Source organism: Mesorhizobium sp. M0598 (assembly GCF_040320865.1).
Taxonomy (GTDB): domain Bacteria; phylum Pseudomonadota; class Alphaproteobacteria; order Rhizobiales; family Rhizobiaceae; genus Mesorhizobium.
Genome location: NZ_JAMYQL010000026.1, coordinates 1 through 19,290, shown reverse-complemented (window position 1 = coordinate 19,290; position 19,290 = coordinate 1). Strand labels below are relative to the sequence as shown.

Annotated in this window: 16 protein-coding genes; 15 read left to right on the top strand and 1 reads right to left on the bottom strand. The window is 56.4% G+C overall.

What is annotated here, in order from left to right; translation table 11 throughout:
• The first annotated feature begins 97 nt into the window (after positions 1-97).
• Positions 98-1,336, top strand: coding sequence for an O-antigen ligase family protein (locus NKI59_RS25440; RefSeq protein WP_352707669.1), 1,239 nt, complete (start codon positions 98-100; stop codon positions 1,334-1,336).
• Between the two features lie 63 nt (positions 1,337-1,399).
• Here the strand turns inward: NKI59_RS25440 and NKI59_RS25435 are convergent, their stop codons facing one another.
• The gene (locus tag NKI59_RS25435) at positions 1,400-2,263 is read right to left on the bottom strand and encodes a hypothetical protein (protein ID WP_352707667.1); all 864 of its coding nucleotides are present in this window, start codon (positions 2,261-2,263) and stop codon (positions 1,400-1,402) included.
• A 264-nt stretch (positions 2,264-2,527) separates the two neighbouring features.
• Between NKI59_RS25435 and NKI59_RS25430 the strand changes: the two genes are divergently transcribed.
• The 14 genes from NKI59_RS25430 to cysQ all read left to right on the top strand — a co-directional run bounded on the left by NKI59_RS25430 (position 2,528) and on the right by cysQ (position 18,919).
• Positions 2,528-3,640, top strand: a complete 1,113-nt coding sequence (locus NKI59_RS25430; RefSeq protein WP_352707665.1) for a glycosyltransferase family 4 protein — start codon at positions 2,528-2,530, stop codon at positions 3,638-3,640.
• A 354-nt stretch (positions 3,641-3,994) separates the two neighbouring features.
• Positions 3,995-5,152 carry a glycosyltransferase gene (locus NKI59_RS25425; protein WP_352707663.1) on the top strand — a complete coding sequence of 386 codons (1,158 nt, stop codon included), beginning with the start codon at positions 3,995-3,997 and terminating at the stop codon, positions 5,150-5,152.
• A 47-nt stretch (positions 5,153-5,199) separates the two neighbouring features.
• Positions 5,200-6,078 carry an FkbM family methyltransferase gene (locus NKI59_RS25420; RefSeq protein ID WP_352707661.1) on the top strand — a complete coding sequence of 293 codons (879 nt, stop codon included), beginning with the start codon at positions 5,200-5,202 and terminating at the stop codon, positions 6,076-6,078.
• 66 nt (positions 6,079-6,144) lie between these two features.
• Positions 6,145-6,753, top strand: coding sequence for a WcaF family extracellular polysaccharide biosynthesis acetyltransferase (locus NKI59_RS25415; RefSeq protein ID WP_352707659.1), 609 nt, complete (start codon positions 6,145-6,147; stop codon positions 6,751-6,753).
• A gap of 644 nt (positions 6,754-7,397) precedes the next feature.
• Positions 7,398-7,880 carry a hypothetical protein gene (locus NKI59_RS25410; RefSeq protein WP_352707767.1) on the top strand — a complete coding sequence of 161 codons (483 nt, stop codon included), beginning with the start codon at positions 7,398-7,400 and terminating at the stop codon, positions 7,878-7,880.
• 295 nt (positions 7,881-8,175) lie between these two features.
• Positions 8,176-8,322 carry a hypothetical protein gene (locus tag NKI59_RS25405; RefSeq protein ID WP_352707657.1) on the top strand — a complete coding sequence of 49 codons (147 nt, stop codon included), beginning with the start codon at positions 8,176-8,178 and terminating at the stop codon, positions 8,320-8,322.
• 126 nt (positions 8,323-8,448) lie between these two features.
• The gene (locus NKI59_RS25400) at positions 8,449-9,252 is read left to right on the top strand and encodes a tyrosine-protein phosphatase (protein WP_352707655.1); all 804 of its coding nucleotides are present in this window, start codon (positions 8,449-8,451) and stop codon (positions 9,250-9,252) included.
• The gene (locus tag NKI59_RS25395; RefSeq protein WP_352707653.1) at positions 9,252-10,031 is read left to right on the top strand and encodes a polysaccharide biosynthesis/export family protein; all 780 of its coding nucleotides are present in this window, start codon (positions 9,252-9,254) and stop codon (positions 10,029-10,031) included. Before NKI59_RS25400 ends, NKI59_RS25395 begins: the two co-directional genes overlap by 1 nt.
• A 51-nt stretch (positions 10,032-10,082) precedes the next feature.
• Positions 10,083-12,461: a GumC family protein gene (locus NKI59_RS25390; protein WP_352707651.1), complete on the top strand. Its 2,379-nt coding sequence runs from the start codon at positions 10,083-10,085 to the stop codon at positions 12,459-12,461.
• Positions 12,352-13,608 (top strand): tetratricopeptide repeat protein, encoded by a 1,257-nt coding sequence (locus NKI59_RS25385; protein WP_352707649.1) that lies wholly within the window; start codon positions 12,352-12,354, stop codon positions 13,606-13,608. The genes NKI59_RS25390 and NKI59_RS25385 overlap by 110 nt, the downstream gene beginning before the upstream one ends.
• Complete coding sequence (locus NKI59_RS25380) at positions 13,605-14,921, top strand: O-antigen ligase family protein (protein ID WP_352707647.1); 1,317 nt, start codon at positions 13,605-13,607, stop codon at positions 14,919-14,921. Before NKI59_RS25385 ends, NKI59_RS25380 begins: the two co-directional genes overlap by 4 nt.
• 353 nt (positions 14,922-15,274) lie before the next feature.
• Positions 15,275-16,180, top strand: coding sequence for a sulfate adenylyltransferase subunit CysD (gene cysD / locus NKI59_RS25375; RefSeq protein ID WP_352707645.1), 906 nt, complete (start codon positions 15,275-15,277; stop codon positions 16,178-16,180).
• 2 nt (positions 16,181-16,182) lie between these two features.
• Positions 16,183-18,120: a sulfate adenylyltransferase subunit CysN gene (gene cysN, locus NKI59_RS25370; RefSeq protein WP_352707643.1), complete on the top strand. Its 1,938-nt coding sequence runs from the start codon at positions 16,183-16,185 to the stop codon at positions 18,118-18,120.
• Positions 18,121-18,130: 10 nt separating this feature from the next.
• Positions 18,131-18,919: a 3'(2'),5'-bisphosphate nucleotidase CysQ gene (cysQ, locus tag NKI59_RS25365; RefSeq protein WP_352624052.1), complete on the top strand. Its 789-nt coding sequence runs from the start codon at positions 18,131-18,133 to the stop codon at positions 18,917-18,919.
• Positions 18,920-19,290 lie beyond the last annotated feature (371 nt).

Here is a 19,290-nt window from a genome sequence, read left to right as displayed (position 1 = left end):
TTGGGCGACGTGCGTTGGCTGCCGGGCGCCGGCCCATTGTCTCGACTGGAAGAGACATGGTATCGATGTTGCTATCACAGAAGGTGCCGCCGTCGTTATGCTTGTCAGCAAACCCATTCCGATCCACAAGGATTTGTGGGCCTGGAGCTTTGCCCTGGCGATTGCCGGCTATCCGTTAGTCGCAATCCTTTCATCTTTGACCGGAAGCGATGATGGAGTCCTTTCGATCGTCTTTCGCATTTTGGTAGTTGGTCTCTGTGGGCTGTCGTTTTTGTTTTCGGATCGGCAAAAAGCATGGCGCTTCGGAAATATATGGTTGTTTTATTTTCTCGGACTTTACATGTTGAAGCTTGGCCTTGATGCCAACTCCGAGATCGGTAAGGCGTCGCTAGGTTTTGTATTTGCCCTGACCGCTTCGATCGTGCCTTGTGCTTTTCTGGCCCTGTCAACGAACAGATGGTCGGAGATCAACGTGGCATGGGCCGTTTTTGCTATTGGAGCATTGACGGTGGCTGGTATCGTTGGGCTCCAGTATAGCGGATCCATTGCCGTGATGACTGACAACTCGGATCGGCTTTATCTCGAACGTTTGAATCCTATTTCCATAGGCCACGCCGGTCTGACCACACTTATCGCCTCATACACTCTGATAAGAATCCCACAAAGAAAGGTTCTTAAATTTGCGATTTTTTCTGGAGCCGTGGCCGCGGCATTCACCATGTATCTGGCTGCCGCTCGCGGGCCGATTGTCGCCCTAGCATGTTGTATTATCTTGTTTCCGATGCTCCGTCCCAGATTCATGACCATGATCATGGGTTGGTTGTTTATCGCCGGCGTGGTATTGGTATTTGCGACCGCGGATATGACGCCGTTGCTCGACAAGTTCCATTTGTCAGCGACTGGAACTGCAGCAAACAATTCAACGACGGCACGCTTGGAAGCAATTACATTGTCGTGGGAACTGTTTCAGCAAAACCCGTTGCTGGGCTACGGGACGCAACTGCCTCTCTTCTCATATCCCCACAATATGTTCGTGGAGATCCTTCAAGACATGGGGCTTGTCGGCATGGCGATATTCGTCCCGGTTTTGGTGAAGATAGCAACGGGGATAAAGTTCTTGGCCGGCAGGCGCTTGGTGCTGCTGCCGCTTTTGACTACGCAAGCCTTCGTCGGAGCGCAATTTTCAGGGGCGCTCTGGGGCTCGGCGTTCCTTTGGATTATCGTTACTATCTTGATCTACCGAGTCAATGCCATGAGGTCATTTGACTTGCGGGCACATCGACGCGTGATGGAGCGCTCATATCCGCAGTTCGTCGCTCTCAGAGGCGCTAGATAAACTGGACATACTCCGCCGCAAGGCAAATGCGCCGGACATGCAACGACCGCTGTTGGGCCGCAGCTAAGGAGTTCGGTCAAGCTCGCTCAGGAATCTCAAGGTGGCTTGCCACCAGTCCGCCTTCTCATCCCATTTGGCTGGCCAATATGGCGAATTTCGGCCGATGGTGCCCCAGATCACGATCCCGTCAGCCAGCCTCCTGCAGGTGTCAAGTTCGGCATACCAGTAGTCGCCGGGCAGAAAAGCCAGGCTCTTATGAAACTGAGGCCACAGAAAGCAGTAGACCGGTTTTCCTTGCGAGATTCTTCGTGCTTCCTCGATGTTGGCTTGCGCATAGATTACCCAGGCGTCCTTGTCGCCATAGAATGTATAAAGAGAGGGGTAGAGCGCATCGACATAAGGGATTAGGGAGGACGCGATAGTGGTGTTTTGCTGCTTCCATTCGTCCCGTGCAGCAGCACCCTGATGGCCGATTGCTCTCCAATAGTCCCTGTATGGCAACATACTATAGAGGCCGATCTTGACGCTTGGGTCTGCCTTTCTGAAGGCGCCAAGCGTCTTCTGGTATTTCGCAATAGACGATGCTTGATCCGGGCCTATCAAGCGCCAGGTTTCGATGTCGATGGCGAGAAATTCGTTGCTCCTTGGCAATGCCAACGCTCTCTGCACTTGGCCGGCGTCGGGAACATCTGGTCCTAGAACGTGAGGGGACGCGATCGTAAGATGCTCGAAACCGAACGAGTGGAAGTCGGGGGGGCCTTCAACGAACGTCAGAGCCTCGAAAAGCTTGAATGGTGCGCGCGTCTGCGCCATCGCCGGCAATATGCCGACCAGAAGGCACATCAAACAGAATACTGTCTTGAAAAACATGATGCCGAGTGTCCGGTATTGCCTGCTGTCGAATTTTTGCGCGGCCGAGATTCGCATGGTTAGGTTCCATATAAGCAGCTGAGCTTGACGAGTCAGGAAACCGTAGCGTAGCTGAACACTCAGAACAATGTCCTGACGGAAGCGTGATCGACGCGCTGCCGCAAGGGGCGAGAGCAGTGCTTGTCAACGAGGCCTGAAATTATTTGGCTGGAATGGTGGACGGGCCGACCACGCGAGTCTGACGACGCCCAAGGCCCTGTCGCGCGGAGCCTTGTAAAAGACTTTTGGCGGCTTGGTGATGTTACATTCGGGACGATCGACATGAAACGGCACATCACCATCGTCCAGCCTGCTATACCGAATTACCGGCGCGCTCTATTCGAGCGTATGGCGAACAAACTGGGATCAGCCTTCGTTGTTTATGCATCGAATCAGCAGGAGCTAGGCGTTCTATCTGACGTTCTAGCTGAAGAAGATAGGCCGAGTTGGCAGCGCGACTTGGGTCGCATGCGGCCGCTCCTGCTTGGGCTGGATTGGCAAGAAGGCGCAAGCTCGGTAGCGGTCAGGCGTGGCGATGTCCTGGTTATATGCGGTGCGCCTCGCAACCTCTCGACCCTTGTCCTGCTCCTCAAGGGGCTGTTGTTGGGCGCGCATACAATCTGGTGGGGGCACTATTGGAGTGCCACAAGCCGGTCGTGGGGCGCCGCAATCCGTTACGCCTTGATGCGTGTGCCAGATGCCATTCTGTTCTATACAGAACAAGAAGTTGATGAATATTATGCTGGCGGTGGCAATCGGAGGAAAAAGCCAGCATTCGGACTCAACAACGGTATTGAAACTGAGGAAATTGTCCGCCTTCGAACAGTCTATTCGATGGCGCGCCGCCCGCGTGACCTTTTATTCATTGGTCGAATCACGCCGAAGGCGGAGCTCGACATTCTACTCGATGCGCTCTCCTTCCCCAGTTGTCAGGGTGTCACGTTGGATGTGATTGGAGGCGGAGATGACGAGGCGCGCCTGCGCAAGCGATGTGCTGATATCGGTATAACCGATCGTGTCGCATGGCACGGTGGTACTGTGGATGAGAAGCAAATCGCAACTGTTGCCAATCAGTGCAAGGCATTCGTCTATCCAGGCAGCGTGGGACTTAGCTTGATACACGGCCTGAGTTATGGTCTACCGGCTATTGTGCATGACAATCGCTGGGCGCATATGCCCGAAATTGCGGCATTAAAACCTGGCAGCAACGGTGTGACGTTCCAGCGAGGCGAGGCTGGCAGTCTAGCAGTCACCATTGCGGCCCTATTAGCTAATCAAACTAGACTGACTGAAATGTCGCGTTCAGCGACCGACACTACGGCCGTGACATTCAATGCGACCGACATGGCGGAGCGCTTCTGCTCAGCAATTGACCAGGTTGTTGCTGGAAGTTAGACGAGGGTCGGAAGACACAAGCGTTAGAGATCTCGTGCTCGACACAGTTTAGGCTGAGAGAAGTCATGCAAAGCGCAACGATCGCTAGCGGTGTCGGCCCACACACAAAGAGTTTCCGGGGCCAAAATTTTCATGGTTAGCGTCACATGGTTAGCATCACTTGAAACGTGTACCTGATGACTCACGGTGGAGTAGCTTGGCTGAACACCTACAACTGCGCTTTGACCAAAGCGCGATCAGCGGTGGTACGTTGAGGGCAGCGAGGTCAAAGTGCGTCATACGCTTAGGGGTATGCGCAATTGCCGTGTTTGAGGTAGCCACTTTCGCTGGGGTGCCTGGCAGCATCGGCCGTGAGTGGCCGTTGTGAGAGTGGCGTTTGCAACAAGTTGGCTGTCGAAAGCCGGCGGTGGTGTTTCTGTTGTGGTGGAGGCGTTGTCGCGCAACCTGGCCGATGCTGGACTCGAGGTGTCGGTATTTGGGCTTGAAGATCGACTTTGGCTTGATGGTGACCGCGAAGCCTGGTCAGGCGCCCCAGCCCGCGCACTCCCGGTACTCGGACCCGCCGCCCTCGGTTATGCACCGGAGATGGCTCGCCGCATTATCGAGTGGGCACCCGACGTCGTCCACGTCCACGGATTATGGATGCACCCATCGCGCTCTGTCCTGCAGTGGTCCCGCTCAACGGGGCGTCCTTACATGATCTCGCCGCATGGAATGCTAGGAGCTGCGGCACTGCGCTATTCGCGCTCGAAAAAGCGGCTCACAAGCGCACTTTACCAAAATGCAGTTTTTGCTTCTGCCAGGTCCATCCATGTTACGAGCGAACAGGAACACGCGGAAGTTCGAGACTATGGGCTCACTCATCCAGTTGCAATTATTCCGAACGGGATCGTGCTGCCAAGCGTGGCAACGCCTGCATCCAGGAATGAAGCCGTGTACCCCTATGTTCTTTCGCTGGGCCGCGTCCATCCCAAGAAGGGGCTCGACCGCCTCATGATCGCCTGGAAGGATATCGAACCCAGCTTTCCCAATTGGCATCTAAGAATTGTTGGGCCCGACGAGGTCGGGCACATGAAAGCACTGCGGGAGCTGGCCGACAATGCCGGCCTAAAGAATGTCCATTTTGAGGCGCCCGTTTATGGTGATGCGAAGTACGCGCTGATGCGAGATGCCGAAGTTTTCGTGTTGCCGACACTCAATGACAATTTTGCGCTGACAGTTGCCGAGAGCCTGGCTTGCGGTACTCCTGTTATCTCGACGAAGGGAGCACCCTGGCATGGGCTGGAAGATAACCGCTGCGGTTGGTGGATCGACCACGGCGTTGAGCCGCTATCTGCAACACTGCGCCAAGCTATGTCACTGACCTCGGAGCAACGGCACACCATGGGTGCGCGTGGGGCGGAATGGGTTGCCCGAGACTTTTGCTGGCCGGCAATTGCTCAGTCCTTAGTGGGCGTGTACCGCTGGCTAAACGATCGCACGGCCGAGCCGCCTTGCGTTTGCATCGATTGATCACGTGGCTGACAGCACGTCGCGCATTCGTAAGGATAGAGTTTTTCATGATCAGCAGGATTGTCACGAAGTTGCGACAAGAGGGTGTTGGCTCGGTGGCGAATGCCGCGCGCAGAAAGCTTCAGATTTGGTGGTATTCGCCAAAAATTGAAATTAGTCCGACAAGACTAACCCTGAAGCGGTTCGGTACTCGTTACGGAGGCTGGACGGTTTTCGAAACCTCTTCATTGCGGGGCAGCAAAATCGTCAGCTGCGGGGCTGGTGAGGATATTTCCTTTGACATCAGCATGGCCAGCGAACTTGGTTGTTCGGTTGTAGTCGTCGATCCAACGCCGCGCGCTGTCAAACACGTTACATCGGTGATACAGCGTGTTAGCCAAGGTCGGCCGGGCGACGAAGATTGCGGGTACCGCGGGAGCCGATCGGTCGGAAACTACGATCTAAGCAACATCTTTCCTGGCCAAATCGTGTTCGTCGACAGGGCGATTTGGAGCAAACGCGAGGTGGTTAGATTCTTTGCGCCCCAAGACTCTCGCCATGTTTCGCACTCCATAGTCAATATACAACATGGCCAGCGATTAGATCAGCCGGACGGCTATATTGATGTCCCTGCTGTCACCCTCCAAGATATACTTGAAGAGAACGATATTGAGCAACTCGAAATGCTGAAACTTGACATCGAAGGAGCGGAAATTTCCGTGCTTCGGGACGTCATCGAAAAGGGGATTCGCCCGAAGCAGTTGCTGGTTGAGTTCGACGGGCTGCTTTTTCCCTCTACAAAAACACGGTCTGATATCAAGTTCACTGACCGCATTCTGCGGGAAGCGGGCTATAATTGCTACCACCGGGATGGACAAGCTAACTTTCTGTACGCCCTTCGTGCGGAGATCGCCAAATGGGAACGTGCAGTCGAGGAGTCATTCTGACTTTGATTGCGAGAACGACGGTGCGAATTGTCGCATCTTATAGATGAATGATCTAGGAAACATCGAGTGAAAAAGGGCATGGCTTCTTCCGTCGGCAATGAGGCTCGAACGTCACAGCCGGCTCAGCCCGTGGCCATCCGCCTGCGGGATTTTCGTAATGCAGAATTCGCGCGTGGACGTAACCTACCGATCGAAGCGCTATGGACGCTTCTGTCTGCCCTGTTCGTGAGTTCTTGGCTGCCGGGGAGCGCACACCGGCGGTTTCTCTTGCGGCTATTCGGTGCAAATATCGGGGATGGTGTTGTTATTAAACCGGGTGTGCGGGTGAAATTTCCTTGGCGACTCACAATCGGTGCCGATACCTGGATTGGTGAGGAGGTTTGGATCGACAATCTGGCTACAGTCTTCATAGGCGATAACTGTTGCCTGTCACAGGGCGCCTATCTGTGTACAGGGAGCCACGATTGGAATTCTCCGACGTTCGATCTGAGGACGCGCAAAATACAAATCGACACCGGTGCTTGGATAGCGGCGAAAGCTGTCGTGGGGCCGGGGGTGACAGTCGGCGAGGGTGCGGTTCTGACAGTTTGTAGTGTTGCGACTAGCAATTTAGCGGCTTGGACGGTTTATAGGGGAAACCCTGCAGTGTTCGCCGCCAGCCGGGAGCTTCGATAACTTGATCGTGTCATCTCCTCGGGTCGCGATGTCACGGTGATCAATGCTTTCCCGTGCGTGATAGGTCGAAGTAACATACACGGACGCCATCCAACATTACGAGTCACTACGGCGTCACTTCACGTTGCGAAGTCGCGGCTGAACCCACGGCTGAGCCCCTTCCCACATCGAGGAGTGGTCGACCACGGTTGAAGAGGCGAAATCGCTGGGCGCGCCTTGTTGCTGTCCGACATCCGGCCATCGCGAGCAGGCTCCGGACGCGCTGCATCCTGTGCGGACATCCTGCGCAAGCGGGCTCGACCTACAAGCCTTGCGCGCCAGGCTCTTAGTGCCTGCATCGAAAGCAAAGAGGCTGGATGGGCGATATTAGGACATTTGTCGGCTGTCAGGTTTTATGCGTCGGACGACTGTAGCCTCAGCGGCCACAAGGAATGGCAGATCGGCCCGCCGGTAGCCCTGTTATTGGGGCCGGCTGTAAAGATGATACATTACGATATTCTAACAGTGTGTTCTGTCAACCACACCGAAACCAAAAATTATCTCGCACTTGCGATATGGGTTGGAATTGCCGCAAAAAGCTGTTACGCGCTTTTGAGTACCTTAGCGGTTGGGTGGGCCTCAGGTAACGTGGGACAGAAGGATTGATGCGGATGAACCTAGTTTTGAAAAGTGCGTTGGCCGGAGTTGTTGTGTTGGCCGGCTTCGCCCCGGTGTCGTCTTTCGCGCAGGACGGGTCGTGCACCTGTGCAACCGCCTATAACGGCGTAAATCCGATTGGATCGCTCGGCCGCGTCAATGGCGACGTAATGGTCTCGCAGGTGGCTGGCTACGGCCCGGCGCAAGCGGGCGGCGCGCTGGATTTCGGCAGTCGTGTCGTGGTTGGCGCCAAGGGCTCGGCTTCGGTTCAGGTCGGTGGCTGCAATCTGAGCGTTCCGGCGAATTCGACGCTTGATATCTCGCGGGTCGAGAATAAGATTTGCCTTAATGTCCTGGGTTCTGAGAAGACCGCCCAGACAGGCAATCCTAACACAAACAACAACACGCCGCTCTTCATTTTTGGCGGCATGGCTCTTGGGGCCGGTGTTCTGGCTGCAACGGCTGACAAGGATCACGGCGTCAGCGACTAAGTTGGTCGTAAACAAGGCTCGGCAGCAGAGGCACGTGGCGCTTCTGCTGCGTACTTTGTTGCTGGTAACAGAATTTTCTGGAACGCATACTGGCGCATTGGTCAGATCGCTCGAGCCAAGGCGACGTGTGGATATCTGAGGCTGGCGGTATTTCGGGTGGAGGCTGGAGCGCTGGTCCATCCCGGTGCTTGCATCATGACCGATCGCAATCGTCCGCTTCGATGCGTGCCGTTGCCAATTGCAACTTCAAGATCCCGCAAATGCGGCGATCAAAGTCGCTCCTGTGGAAGGCGGCATGTGTATAGCCCTGGATACATCGGGCGCGGCTGTTGCCATTGGCAGGGTGGGGCTAAGCCTTGCACCATTTCTGCTGGGCGGCGCTGTAATTGGGGGTGCGGCCCTGATCATCGGCCTGCATTATGACGACTTTGTCCGCCAGTAGCTGGGACCCGGCATTCGTCGCATTCCATGAACTTGACAAATGCGTCGTGTGCTTTCCTACGGGTGGCGCATCTATGCCTTTTTGCGATGACGTCGCTACATTGCTTTGTTGCAGCCACAAGCGCCCATGATCGACCTGCATTCCCATATCTTGCCCGGCCTCGACGACGGCTCGCCCAGTCTTGCCGAATCGCTGGAAATGGCTCGGCTGGCAGTCGCAGACGGAACGACCCACATAGCGTGCACGCCGCACGTGACGCCCGGCGTATACGAAAACGGAACGTCGAACATCGTTCGAGCAGTTCAAGAGTTGCACCAGGCGCTGCGCCGCGCCGCCATACCACTTGCTCTTTACGTCGGTGCCGATGTTCACATAGCGCCGGATCTTCCGGATCGATTGGCCGCCGGCAGTGTGCCAACTTTAAACAGGTCCCGCTATTTTCTGTTCGAACCGCCGCATCATGTTCTACCTCCACGAATGGAGGATCTTGTTCTGCGCCTCATAAACGCCGGTTTCATCCCGATTCTTACTCACCCCGAGCGTTTGACCTGGATCAAAACGAATTACGACGTTATCGAGAGGTTGAACGCAGTGGGCTGCCTTATCCAGCTTACCGCAGACTCGATTATTGGTGCTTTTGGACGCACGGCGCTTTATTATTCGGAAAAGCTGATTGACGAGGGCAGGGTGGATATCATCGCATCGGACACTCATAGCGCCACGCGCCGTCGGCCTGGGCTTTCGCAGGCGGTTGCTGCTGCTGCCAAACGATGCGGGGAAGAGGAGGCCCGCAATATGGTGCTGAAACGTCCCGGCGAAATCCTGGCGAACCGGCGCGTCGAGCCGGTCGGAAAAGCACGTCCGAAGAACGCTGGCAACGCCAGCCGGTTTGGGGGATTTGCCCGTTTGTTCAAGGGCGGGACAGCGTGATGGGGATTTTCCGTTTCGCAAGCCATATGGGTACGGCTTTGCTCCTTCTCGCTTCACTCGCGATGTCGGCATGCACGAGCACTTCGTTGACGACACCATCTTCGTCCGTTGATGCGCTGCAATTGACATCATCGTCCACGCCACTTTCAGGTGGCGGCGCTCTGCGGGTGGTGAAGGATCTGCCTGCGCCGCAAAATACACAGAACGGCAGCGAGCAGCCTCTATCTCCGAACGATGTGCTCGAGGTGAACGTGTTTCAGGTCGACAACTTGAATAGAACGGTTCAAGTGGACTCTGCTGGCCAGATTTCGCTTCCGCTTATTGGCACCATTACCGCGGCAGGGAAAACCGTCCGTCAGTTGGAGCAGGAGATCGAGACCACTTACGGCGCCAAATACCTGCAGTCGCCTGACGTCACGATTTTCGTCAAGGAATCGATCGGACAGCGCATAACCGTCGATGGGGAAGTCAACAGGGCCGGTATTTATCCGGTGTCGAGCAATTCTTCTCTCATCGATGCGATCGCCCTTGCTGGAGGGTTCAACACCGTTGGGGATGCAAAAAAGGTCTTTGTGTATCGCAATATCGGGCCAAACACATTGGTTGCTAATTACAACGTCGAGGAGATTCGTGGTGGCAAGACCCGCAATCCACGCATCTATGGTGGCGACAAGATTGTCGTTTTCGCCTCGAAGTCGAAAATTGCGATGAACAATCTCAAGGACGCCCTCGGTGTCGCCTCAAGTGCAGCCCGACTTGCAGTGATCCCAGGACTATAAATCGCGATTGGATTTTTCGGAATTCAGACAAACCTAGGATTACCTCGCACCATGCTCGATCGCAACAGACAGCATCAAATTGCAGGCCCAGGACATAGCCAGGCGTTGTCCGCGGACGTCTATTACGACGGTGCGCAAAACTATAGCCCCTATGGTCGTGACCACTCGGAGCAGGATGAGGGCTTCAGCCCGATAAAGCTGCTCTTTTACGTTGTCCAGTACCGCTGGCTGATCGTCATGATGGCGGCAGCTGGGCTTGTCGCTGGCGTCATCATTACCATGATGCAGACGCCAAAATATCAGGCAACCACGCAATTGGAGGTGCTGGTTCCTTCGGCCAAGGTCTTCCAGGACATCGAAGTGGTTTCTGAAAACGCGGACGTCCGGGCCTTCCTGACGGCTCGTGAAAAGCTCAAAAGCCGTGCATTGGCCCAGCGGGTTGCCTTCCAGCTAGGGCTTAGCGAAAAGCCCGACTTCCTGTTTCCCACCGCGGACTTTTCCCTCGGAAACATCTTCTATCGCGCGTTTGGAATTTCCAAATCGCCCACCGTTCAGGAGAAAACTCCGGAGCAACGCGAAGCCATTGCGATCGGACGCATTCTAAGAGATCTCACCGTCAACGTCGTTCCGAACACGAGTCTGCTATCGATCACGTTTGTCGATCAGAAACCGAAATATGCAAGCGACGTAGCCAACCAGGTTGCGCAAAGCTTTATTGATCAACGCCTCGATCAAACCAGTGAGACTTCGGACCTGGCACGGCAATTCATTCAGGAACAGGTTTTGCAAGTAAAACAAAAGCTCCAGAAATCCGAAGAGGAGTTGGTCGCTTATGCAAAGGATGCGGGCATAACGATAACTGGCGACGATAAATCGCTGATAGGATCGAACATTGAGGCGCTGAACACTGCTCTGGCGACCGCGATCCAGGACCGCCTCGATGCCGGGCGGGTCGTGGACCAGATTGATAAAGGCCGCGGGTCGAGCCTCGCTCCCGTGCTGGAAAGCGAAGGACTGCAGAAGCTGAGCGATAAGCTCGCGGACTTGACGAGCCAGTATCAGCAGAAGTTGGGCATTCTCAAGCCCGGCTTTCCGGAAATGCAGCAGCTCCAGTCGCAGATTAAGGAGTTGCAGCGGCTCTATACCAATGGCGTCTTGGCCATTACGGATTCTTTACGGTTGAAGTACCAGGAGGCACAGAACAAGGAAGCCGATCTTAAGAGCAAACTTGCCGAAATGGAAAAGCAGCAGGTTGTCTTCAACGATAAGAATATCAAGTACACCATCCTTAAGCGCGAACTAGATTCAAACCGGTCGCAATACGACAGCCTCATCGCCAAGCTGAACGAGGTTGGTGTCAGCTCCGAACTCAAGACGCAAAGCGCCGCAATCGTGGACTTTGCCACCCAGCCGAATAGCCCATATTCGCCGCGCCTGAGCATCAACGTCGCGATCGCGCTGGCTCTTTTCCTGGCTATGAGCGCATCCGTCATCTATGTCATCGAGCTGTTGAACAACACCTTTACCAATCCCGAGCAGGTTGAAAAAGAGCTTGGATTGGCAATGCTCGGCATCTTGCCGCTCGTCGATGACCGGGAACTCGTAAGCGCTATCGCCGATCAGAAGTCCGGCTTGTCCGAGGCCTACCGCTCGCTTCGGACATCGCTGCAATTTTCCGGGGCGGAAGGCGCGCCACGATCGCTGGTCGTCACGAGTTCGGAGCCTTCGGAAGGCAAATCGACCACGTCGTTCAAACTCGGCCAGGATTTTGCAGCACTTGGCGCAAGAGTACTCATTGTCGACGGCGATCTCCGGAAGCCGAACCTTCATCGCCTATTTGGTCTGGACAACACGATCGGGCTCAGCAATCTGCTGACAAACACCGTTCGCAAGGAGGATCTCGCTAGCATTTTCAGGGCGACCAAATATCCCAACGTGACCGTTTTGACTTCTGGAACGATTCCGCCGAACCCCGCGGATCTGCTTTCTTCCCCGAAGATGGCCCTGATCATAACCAATCTTGGCAAGCGCTTCGATGTCGTCATCATCGACGCTCCACCGATCGTTGGTCTTTCGGATGCTCCCATTCTCAGCCGGCTCGCTGAGGGCACACTGATGGTCATCTCTACAAATCAGGTGACGCGTAAGTCGGCCAAGACCGCGCTGAAGCGCCTGCGAGCCGCCGGCGCGAACCTGGTCGGAGCCGCTATGTCAAAGTTTGCGGTGAACAAATTCGATTACAATTACGCCTACAAGTACATGAACTACCAATATTACAACTACGGCGCGGATACAGCAAAGATTGAGGGCAAAGTGGATCATGGAGCAGACCAGCCCGCTTATGCAAAATCTCCGGCGTTCAAGCGTTTGGTTCGTCGCATCCGTTCTAGTATTGGCGGCTTCGTCGATCGGGCTAAGTCGGTTACTTGAGACGGAAACGCCAGCCGTTTCTTTTGCGCTGGATCCGCTGAACGTCGATGCGCTGATAAGCGAGATCACCAGCGATCTGAACGACACAAATAACGCTCCGGACCTTGAGGCCTTGCTTGCCAGGGCCAAGGATGCGCTTCGTTTCAATCTGGCCGACGCACGTCTCTACAGCCTGATCGGTGAGATCAAATATCGGCAAGGCGACAAAGACGAAGCCTATAAGCTTTTCGATCAGGCCCTAGGATTGTCCAAGACGGAAATCCATGCGCTCCAGAGGTCTATCGGCCACTCGACCGAGACAGGTGATCTGTCAAGGGCTGTCGGCGAGATCGACACATTGCTGCGGCGATGGCCAGACCAATTTCCGACGATCTCCGATGGCCTACCGAAAATCCTCTCAGATCCCGATGGATACCAAGCCGTGCTGACGGCCATCAAGGCGGAGGCGCCCTGGAGGGTCAGTCTGATCTACGCCCTTAGCAAAACCTCCGAGGGGCTCGATTTCGCAAATCGGCTGCTGCTCGACTTGACCGGATCAAACGCGCCACCAAATTCGGGCGAACTCAGTGCCGTCATCAACGGCTATTTTCGCCAGAGGGAATATGGACCGGCATATCGGCTATTTCTTTTCAGCCTGTCCGATCAAGAGCGGAAGCTGGTTGGATATATTTTCAACGGCACGTTTGAGCCGGTCGCCGGCGGCAAACCGTTCGATTGGCAGACTCGCGATCAATCGGGCCTGGAAATTACATTTGCGAAATCCAAGGATGCGGTGGAAGGCGAGAGTGGTGCGACGGTCCGGTTTTTGAACACACCGGTCAAGAACACAGCCCTTCAGCAGTACGTCGCGCTGCCCCCAGGCTCCTATAGGATTTCGCTGTTCGCCTCTGCACGCAACCTGAAGCTTCCAAAGGAGTTGTTCTGGTCGATCAGATGTCTGGGGCCGGCCGGTGAGATCGCACGGTTCAACATTCCGGAGGGCACATACAACCGTCAAAGGCTGAGTCTGGATTTTTCGGTTGGGCCGACTGACTGCCCTATGCAAGCATTGACGCTGCGGACTGCCGCCATTGCCGAGAGCTGGCGATTTCGATATGTCGGAACGCTAGTAATGCACAAATTGAGCATCGAGAGAAATCCGTCTTGAACCATCGGCCGTCGGAATGGGACAAATATCTCCTCGGCTCGGTCTTGTTTGTATCGCTGCTGATCGGCGGTGGTACGGCCAGCGGCCTTTACACGGACACTCTGATTGAGGTCGCGGCAATTGTCTCGGCGGCCGCCATATTCTCGCGAACCTCTGGCCAACGAAGCCCCCGTTCTGTCTTGTGGCTGCTGATCTTCGCCGTGGCGTTGGCGGTTCTCCAAATCCTCCCGCTGCCGGCGGGCACCTTCAACGGGTTTCGGCCGGAGCTGCTGTTTGGTGATCCCTGGGTTGGAGACACCCGGTTTCGTTTCATCAGCGTCGGCGTCGGCCGCACGATCGAAAGTCTGCTTTACCTTTTGGCCGCGGCGGCATTTTTTTTGGCCGTATTGCGTTTGCGTGCCGAGCAGGTCAGCGCACTTCTTCCGTTTTTCCTCATGGGTGTTATCTGCAACGGTTTGGCGGGAGCGATTCAATATTCACTCTCTGACGATATCGCGATTGTCGGACTGTTGCCGTTTACGATCAATGCCGGGCTTTTTGCCAACCGGAACCATTTCGCGGCTTTGCTTTTTGTGTCGATCCCCTTCGTCGTTTACCATGCTCTCTTCCGTGGGCGCCTTTTGTCGGGGTTCCTGGGATTGGTCACACTTTTGCTGCTGCTTTTGGCAGCCGGTTCGCGTGCCGGTGTTCTGATTGGGTTGGCGATCACCGTATTGTCCGTGATATTTCTCTCAGCCCGTTCGAGGGCGAGCGGGTTTAGCGTTCTCCTGATTTTTGTCGGGCTTTCGATATACACGATTGGCGCCTGGACCAAGATCGACCTGGAGGCAATCGACCCGGCTTTCGGGCGAGGGGAATTTGCCCGAACCACGCTCGAGGGCATCAAGGACAATTGGGCGATAGGTGTCGGATTTGGGAATTTTCAAAACGCCTATCAAATTTATGAAAGGGAGGGCATGATTTTTAGGCAATACGTCAATCATGCCCATAATGAATATCTTGAAATAGCCTTCGAGGGCGGAGTTCCCGCCATCCTGCTGATGGCGAGTTATTTCGTATTGCTTTTCGCGGCATTGGTTAGAATTCGCCGAGACCCGCTCCAGAAAGCAGCGTTCCTCTCGGTTTCTTTTCTTCTTATTCATTCGCTGGTCGACTATCCGCTGCGAACCGCGGCACTGGCGATAACGTTTGCCTATATGAACGCGATCATCTTCCACAAAGGATTTGCGGAACGCTCGAGCCGCAAGAGTGAGATGATCGAGATCGATCACAACGGTGACAAGCTGCTTGTCCCCATCGGCACTTCATCTTAACGACATCGTTGCCACGGCTGCTCGTCGGCTGAATGAGGCGGACGACTGTCGGGCAAGCGCCCTGACCGCGGGGTCCTGGCTTTCAGCTCCCCGAGCCCAGGCAATATTTTCCTGCCGCTCCCAAGCGGATTTGGTCGCTGAGCAGGAATTTCCCAATTTTCCCGGCTGTATGGAAAATTCATTCCCGAACCATTCGGCCGCAAGCCTGTCTTGCATTGTTCTGGACCGGAACGATCTGCTAGAACGCCCGCACGAGAATAGATTGTCCGGAAGTGCAGTTTGAATCGGGCGACTGAAGGTCGCCTCCGATGCAGGCCCTTCCGTGGATCGGTACGAAAGAACGCTCGCAGTCCATGAACATCGCACTTACGCACCTTCAGCGGCTTGAGGCTGAATCCATCCATATTTTTCGCGAGGTGGCCGCGGCCTTTGCCAAGCCGGTCATGCTCTATTCGGTCGGCAAGGATTCGTCCGTGCTGATGCACTTGGCGATGAAGGCGTTCTATCCGGCCAAGCCGCCATTTCCCTTTCTCCATGTCGACACGACCTGGAAATTTCGCGAAATGATAGCCTTTCGCGACCAGATGCAGCAAAAGCTCGGTTTCGACCTCCTGGTCCATGTCAACGAAGACGGCGTGCGCGACAACATCAATCCCTTCGACCATGGCTCCAACACCCATACGCATGTGATGAAGACGGTTGCCCTGCGGCAGGCACTCGACAAATACGGGTTTGACGCTGCCTTCGGCGGCGCCCGTCGCGACGAGGAGAAGTCGCGCGCCAAGGAGCGGATCTTCTCGTTTCGCAACGCCCAGCATGTCTGGGATCCGAAGAACCAGCGGCCGGAGATGTGGAAGATTTTCAACACCCGCGTCGCTGCCGGTGAATCGATCAGGGTGTTCCCGTTGTCGAACTGGACCGAGCTCGACATCTGGCAGTACATTCTTCAGGAAGACATCCCGATCGTGCCCCTGTATCTGGCCAAGGAGCGGCCGGTCGTCGAGCGCGATGGCATGCTTATCCTGAGGGATGATGAGCGCATGCGACTGCGGCCCGGCGAAACAGTGGAGAACCGGATGGTGCGGTTCCGCACGCTCGGCTGCTATCCGCTGACCGGCGCGATCGACTCGGAAGCCGACACTCTGGAGGCGATAGTCGGCGAAATGCTCACGGCGCGCACTTCCGAGCGGCAAGGTCGCCTGATCGACCGCGACGAAGCCGGCTCGATGGAAAAGAAGAAGCGCGAGGGGTATTTCTGAGTATGCGCCACATCATGGCCAAGAGCCTCGCCCCGACCGACGGCGTCCGCGACTATCTGGCGGCGCAGGAACGAAAGTCGCTGCTGCGCTTCCTGACCTGCGGTTCGGTCGACGACGGCAAGTCGACGCTGATCGGGCGCCTGCTTTCGGATACCAAGCAGATTTTCGAGGACCAGCTGGCCACGCTCGAGCGCGATTCGCGCAAGCACGGCACCACCGGCGATGACGTCGACTTCGCGCTGCTGGTCGACGGCCTCGAGGCCGAGCGCGAGCAAGGCATTACCATCGACGTCGCCTATCGCTTCTTCGCCACGCCAAAGCGCAAGTTCATCGTCGCCGACACGCCCGGCCACGAACAATACACGCGTAACATGGCGACGGGTGCATCGACCGCCGATCTCGCCATCGTACTGATCGATGCCCGCCAGGGCGTATTGCGTCAGACCAGGCGGCATTCGATCATTGCCTCGCTGCTTGGCATCCGCCACATTGTGCTCGCCGTTAACAAGATCGATCTTGTCGGCTTCGACGAGGCGGTTTTTGAACGGATCGTCGCGGATTACGCACAGTTCTCACGTGAGCTCGGCTTCCAGACGATCGTGCCCATCCCTATGTCGGCCCGCTATGGCGACAACGTTACCGGCCGTTCCGACAGGACGGACTGGTATTCCGGCCCGACGCTGATTGAACATCTCGAAACCGTGTCGGTCGACGGGGCCGCGGTCGAATTGCCGTTCCGGTTTCCGGTCCAATATGTGAACCGTCCCAACCTCGATTTTCGCGGCTTCGCCGGCACCATCGCCTCCGGCTCGGTTGCGCCAGGCGACGAGGTGGTTGTCGCCAAATCCGGCAAATCCTCGCACGTCAGGCGCATCGTTTCGCATGGCGGCGATCTTCAGCAGGCTATTGCCGGCCAGGCCGTCACCCTTGTCCTCGACGACGAGGTGGAAGTCTCGCGCGGCAATATGCTGGTATCGCCGGCGGCGCGGCCGCAGGTCGCCGACCAGTTCGCCGCCAACATCGTGTGGTTCGACGAACATGCGCTGCTGCCCGGCCGCTCCTACATCCTGCGCACCGAGACCGACCAGACTAGCGCCACCGTCACCGACCTGAAATACCGCGTCAACGTCAACGACTTTGCCCATGAGGCGGCCAAGTCGCTTGAAATGAACGAAGTCGGCATCTGCAATATCTCGACGCGGTCGCCGATCGCCTTCGATCCGTTTGCCGAAAACCGCACCACCGGTGCCTTCATCCTGATCGACCGCATTACCAATGCCACGGTCGGCGCCGGCATGATCCTGCATTCGCTGCGCCGCGCCGAAAACATCCACTGGCAGTCGCTCGATGTCGGCAAGCGCGCCCGCGCCGATATGAAGAACCAGCGGCCGGCGGTGTTCTGGTTCACCGGGCTTTCGGGCTCAGGCAAGTCGACCATCGCCAATCTGTTCGAAAAGAAGCTGTTCGCTACCGGGCGCCATACCTACATTCTGGATGGCGACAACGTCCGTCACGGCCTCAACCGCGATCTCGGCTTCACCGACGCCGATCGTGTCGAAAACATTCGCCGCGTCGCCGAAGTGGCGCGCCTGATGGCGGACGCCGGGCTGATCGTCATCGTGTCGTTCATCTCGCCGTTCAGCGCCGAGCGGCGCATGGCACGCGAATTGATGGCCGACGGCGAATTCGTCGAGGTGTTTGTCGACACACCCTTCGAGGAATGCGCCAGGCGCGATCCGAAGGGCCTCTATGCGCGGGCGTTGAATGGCGAGATCAAGAATTTCACCGGCGTCGATTCACCGTATGAGGTGCCGGAAAAGCCCGAAATCCATCTCAAGACCCTCGGCAGATCAGCCGAGGAGATGGTGGACGCCCTGGAACACTGGCTGATCGAGCGCGACATTGCCGAAGACCAATATGACAGCGGCGGCGGTATCTGACGACGAAGCGATGCTCGCCGTCTTCGAGCACCTTGCCTTGGCGGCAGGGCGCGAGGTGATGCGCGTCTTTCGTGCCGGCTGTGCGGTCGACAGCAAGTCGGACAATTCGCCAGTGACGGAGGCGGATCGCGAGAGCGAAAAGATCATCCTTGCCGGGCTGCGTGCCGCATTTCCAGAGATTCCATGCGTGGCAGAGGAGGAAGCCTCTGCCGGCATCATGGCACCGGATCTCGGCGACGCCTTCTTCCTGATCGATCCTCTCGACGGCACCAAGGAGTTCGTCAACCGCAGGACCGATTTCACTGTCAACATCGCGCTGGTTCGCCATGGCGTGCCTGAGATCGGCGTCGTCTTCGCGCCTTGCACCGGCCGCTTCTTTTCCGGCCGGCCGGGCAAAGCGGAAACGATCGAGATCAATGACGACTACGAGATCGTCGATCGCCAGTCGATTTCGGCAAGGGCCGGTATGGTGCCGCTGACCGTCGTTGCCAGCCGCTCCCACAACACGCCGGAAACCGACGCCTATATCCGCGCGCTTGGCGCCGCCGAGATCGTCTCGGTCGGCTCATCGCTGAAATTCTGTCTTGTCGCCGGCGCCGAGGCGGACGTCTATCCGCGCTTCGGCCGCACCATGGAGTGGGATACGGCCGCGGGTGACGCGGTGCTACGCGCCGCCGGCGGCATGACGCGCACGCTGGATGGTGAGCCGCTCGCCTACGGCAAGCGCAACCAGAGTGACGACGAGGATTTCGCCAACCCGCATTTTATCGCAAGCGGCAAGGCTGCTGGATTTGGCTAGACGGTGATTGCGCAGTTCCAGACCCGTACGAAAGTGCGGGTGTTGCAAGTGACTTGTGCAAGCGACCTCAGATACTGCTCGAGATCTGTAAACACAGCGGTACGATCCCCATCCAGCCGACAGTTGGGTCGGCGTGGCCGATTCGCGTGGTGTCCGGTCGATGCTGCGGGGCCTTCACACGGTGTATCCAAATTGCTGTATACCGATACACTTGAACGGCTATACGAGCGAGTGATGGCGTTCCACATCAAAAATCCCGAGACCGACGGTAAGCGCCAAGCTGACCCCATCTGGCGCGGCTTGAGGTGATGAGCGAGACATACTGACACTGAAGCAAGGAGCCGAGGAGCTTGCAGTGTCAATTTCTATGT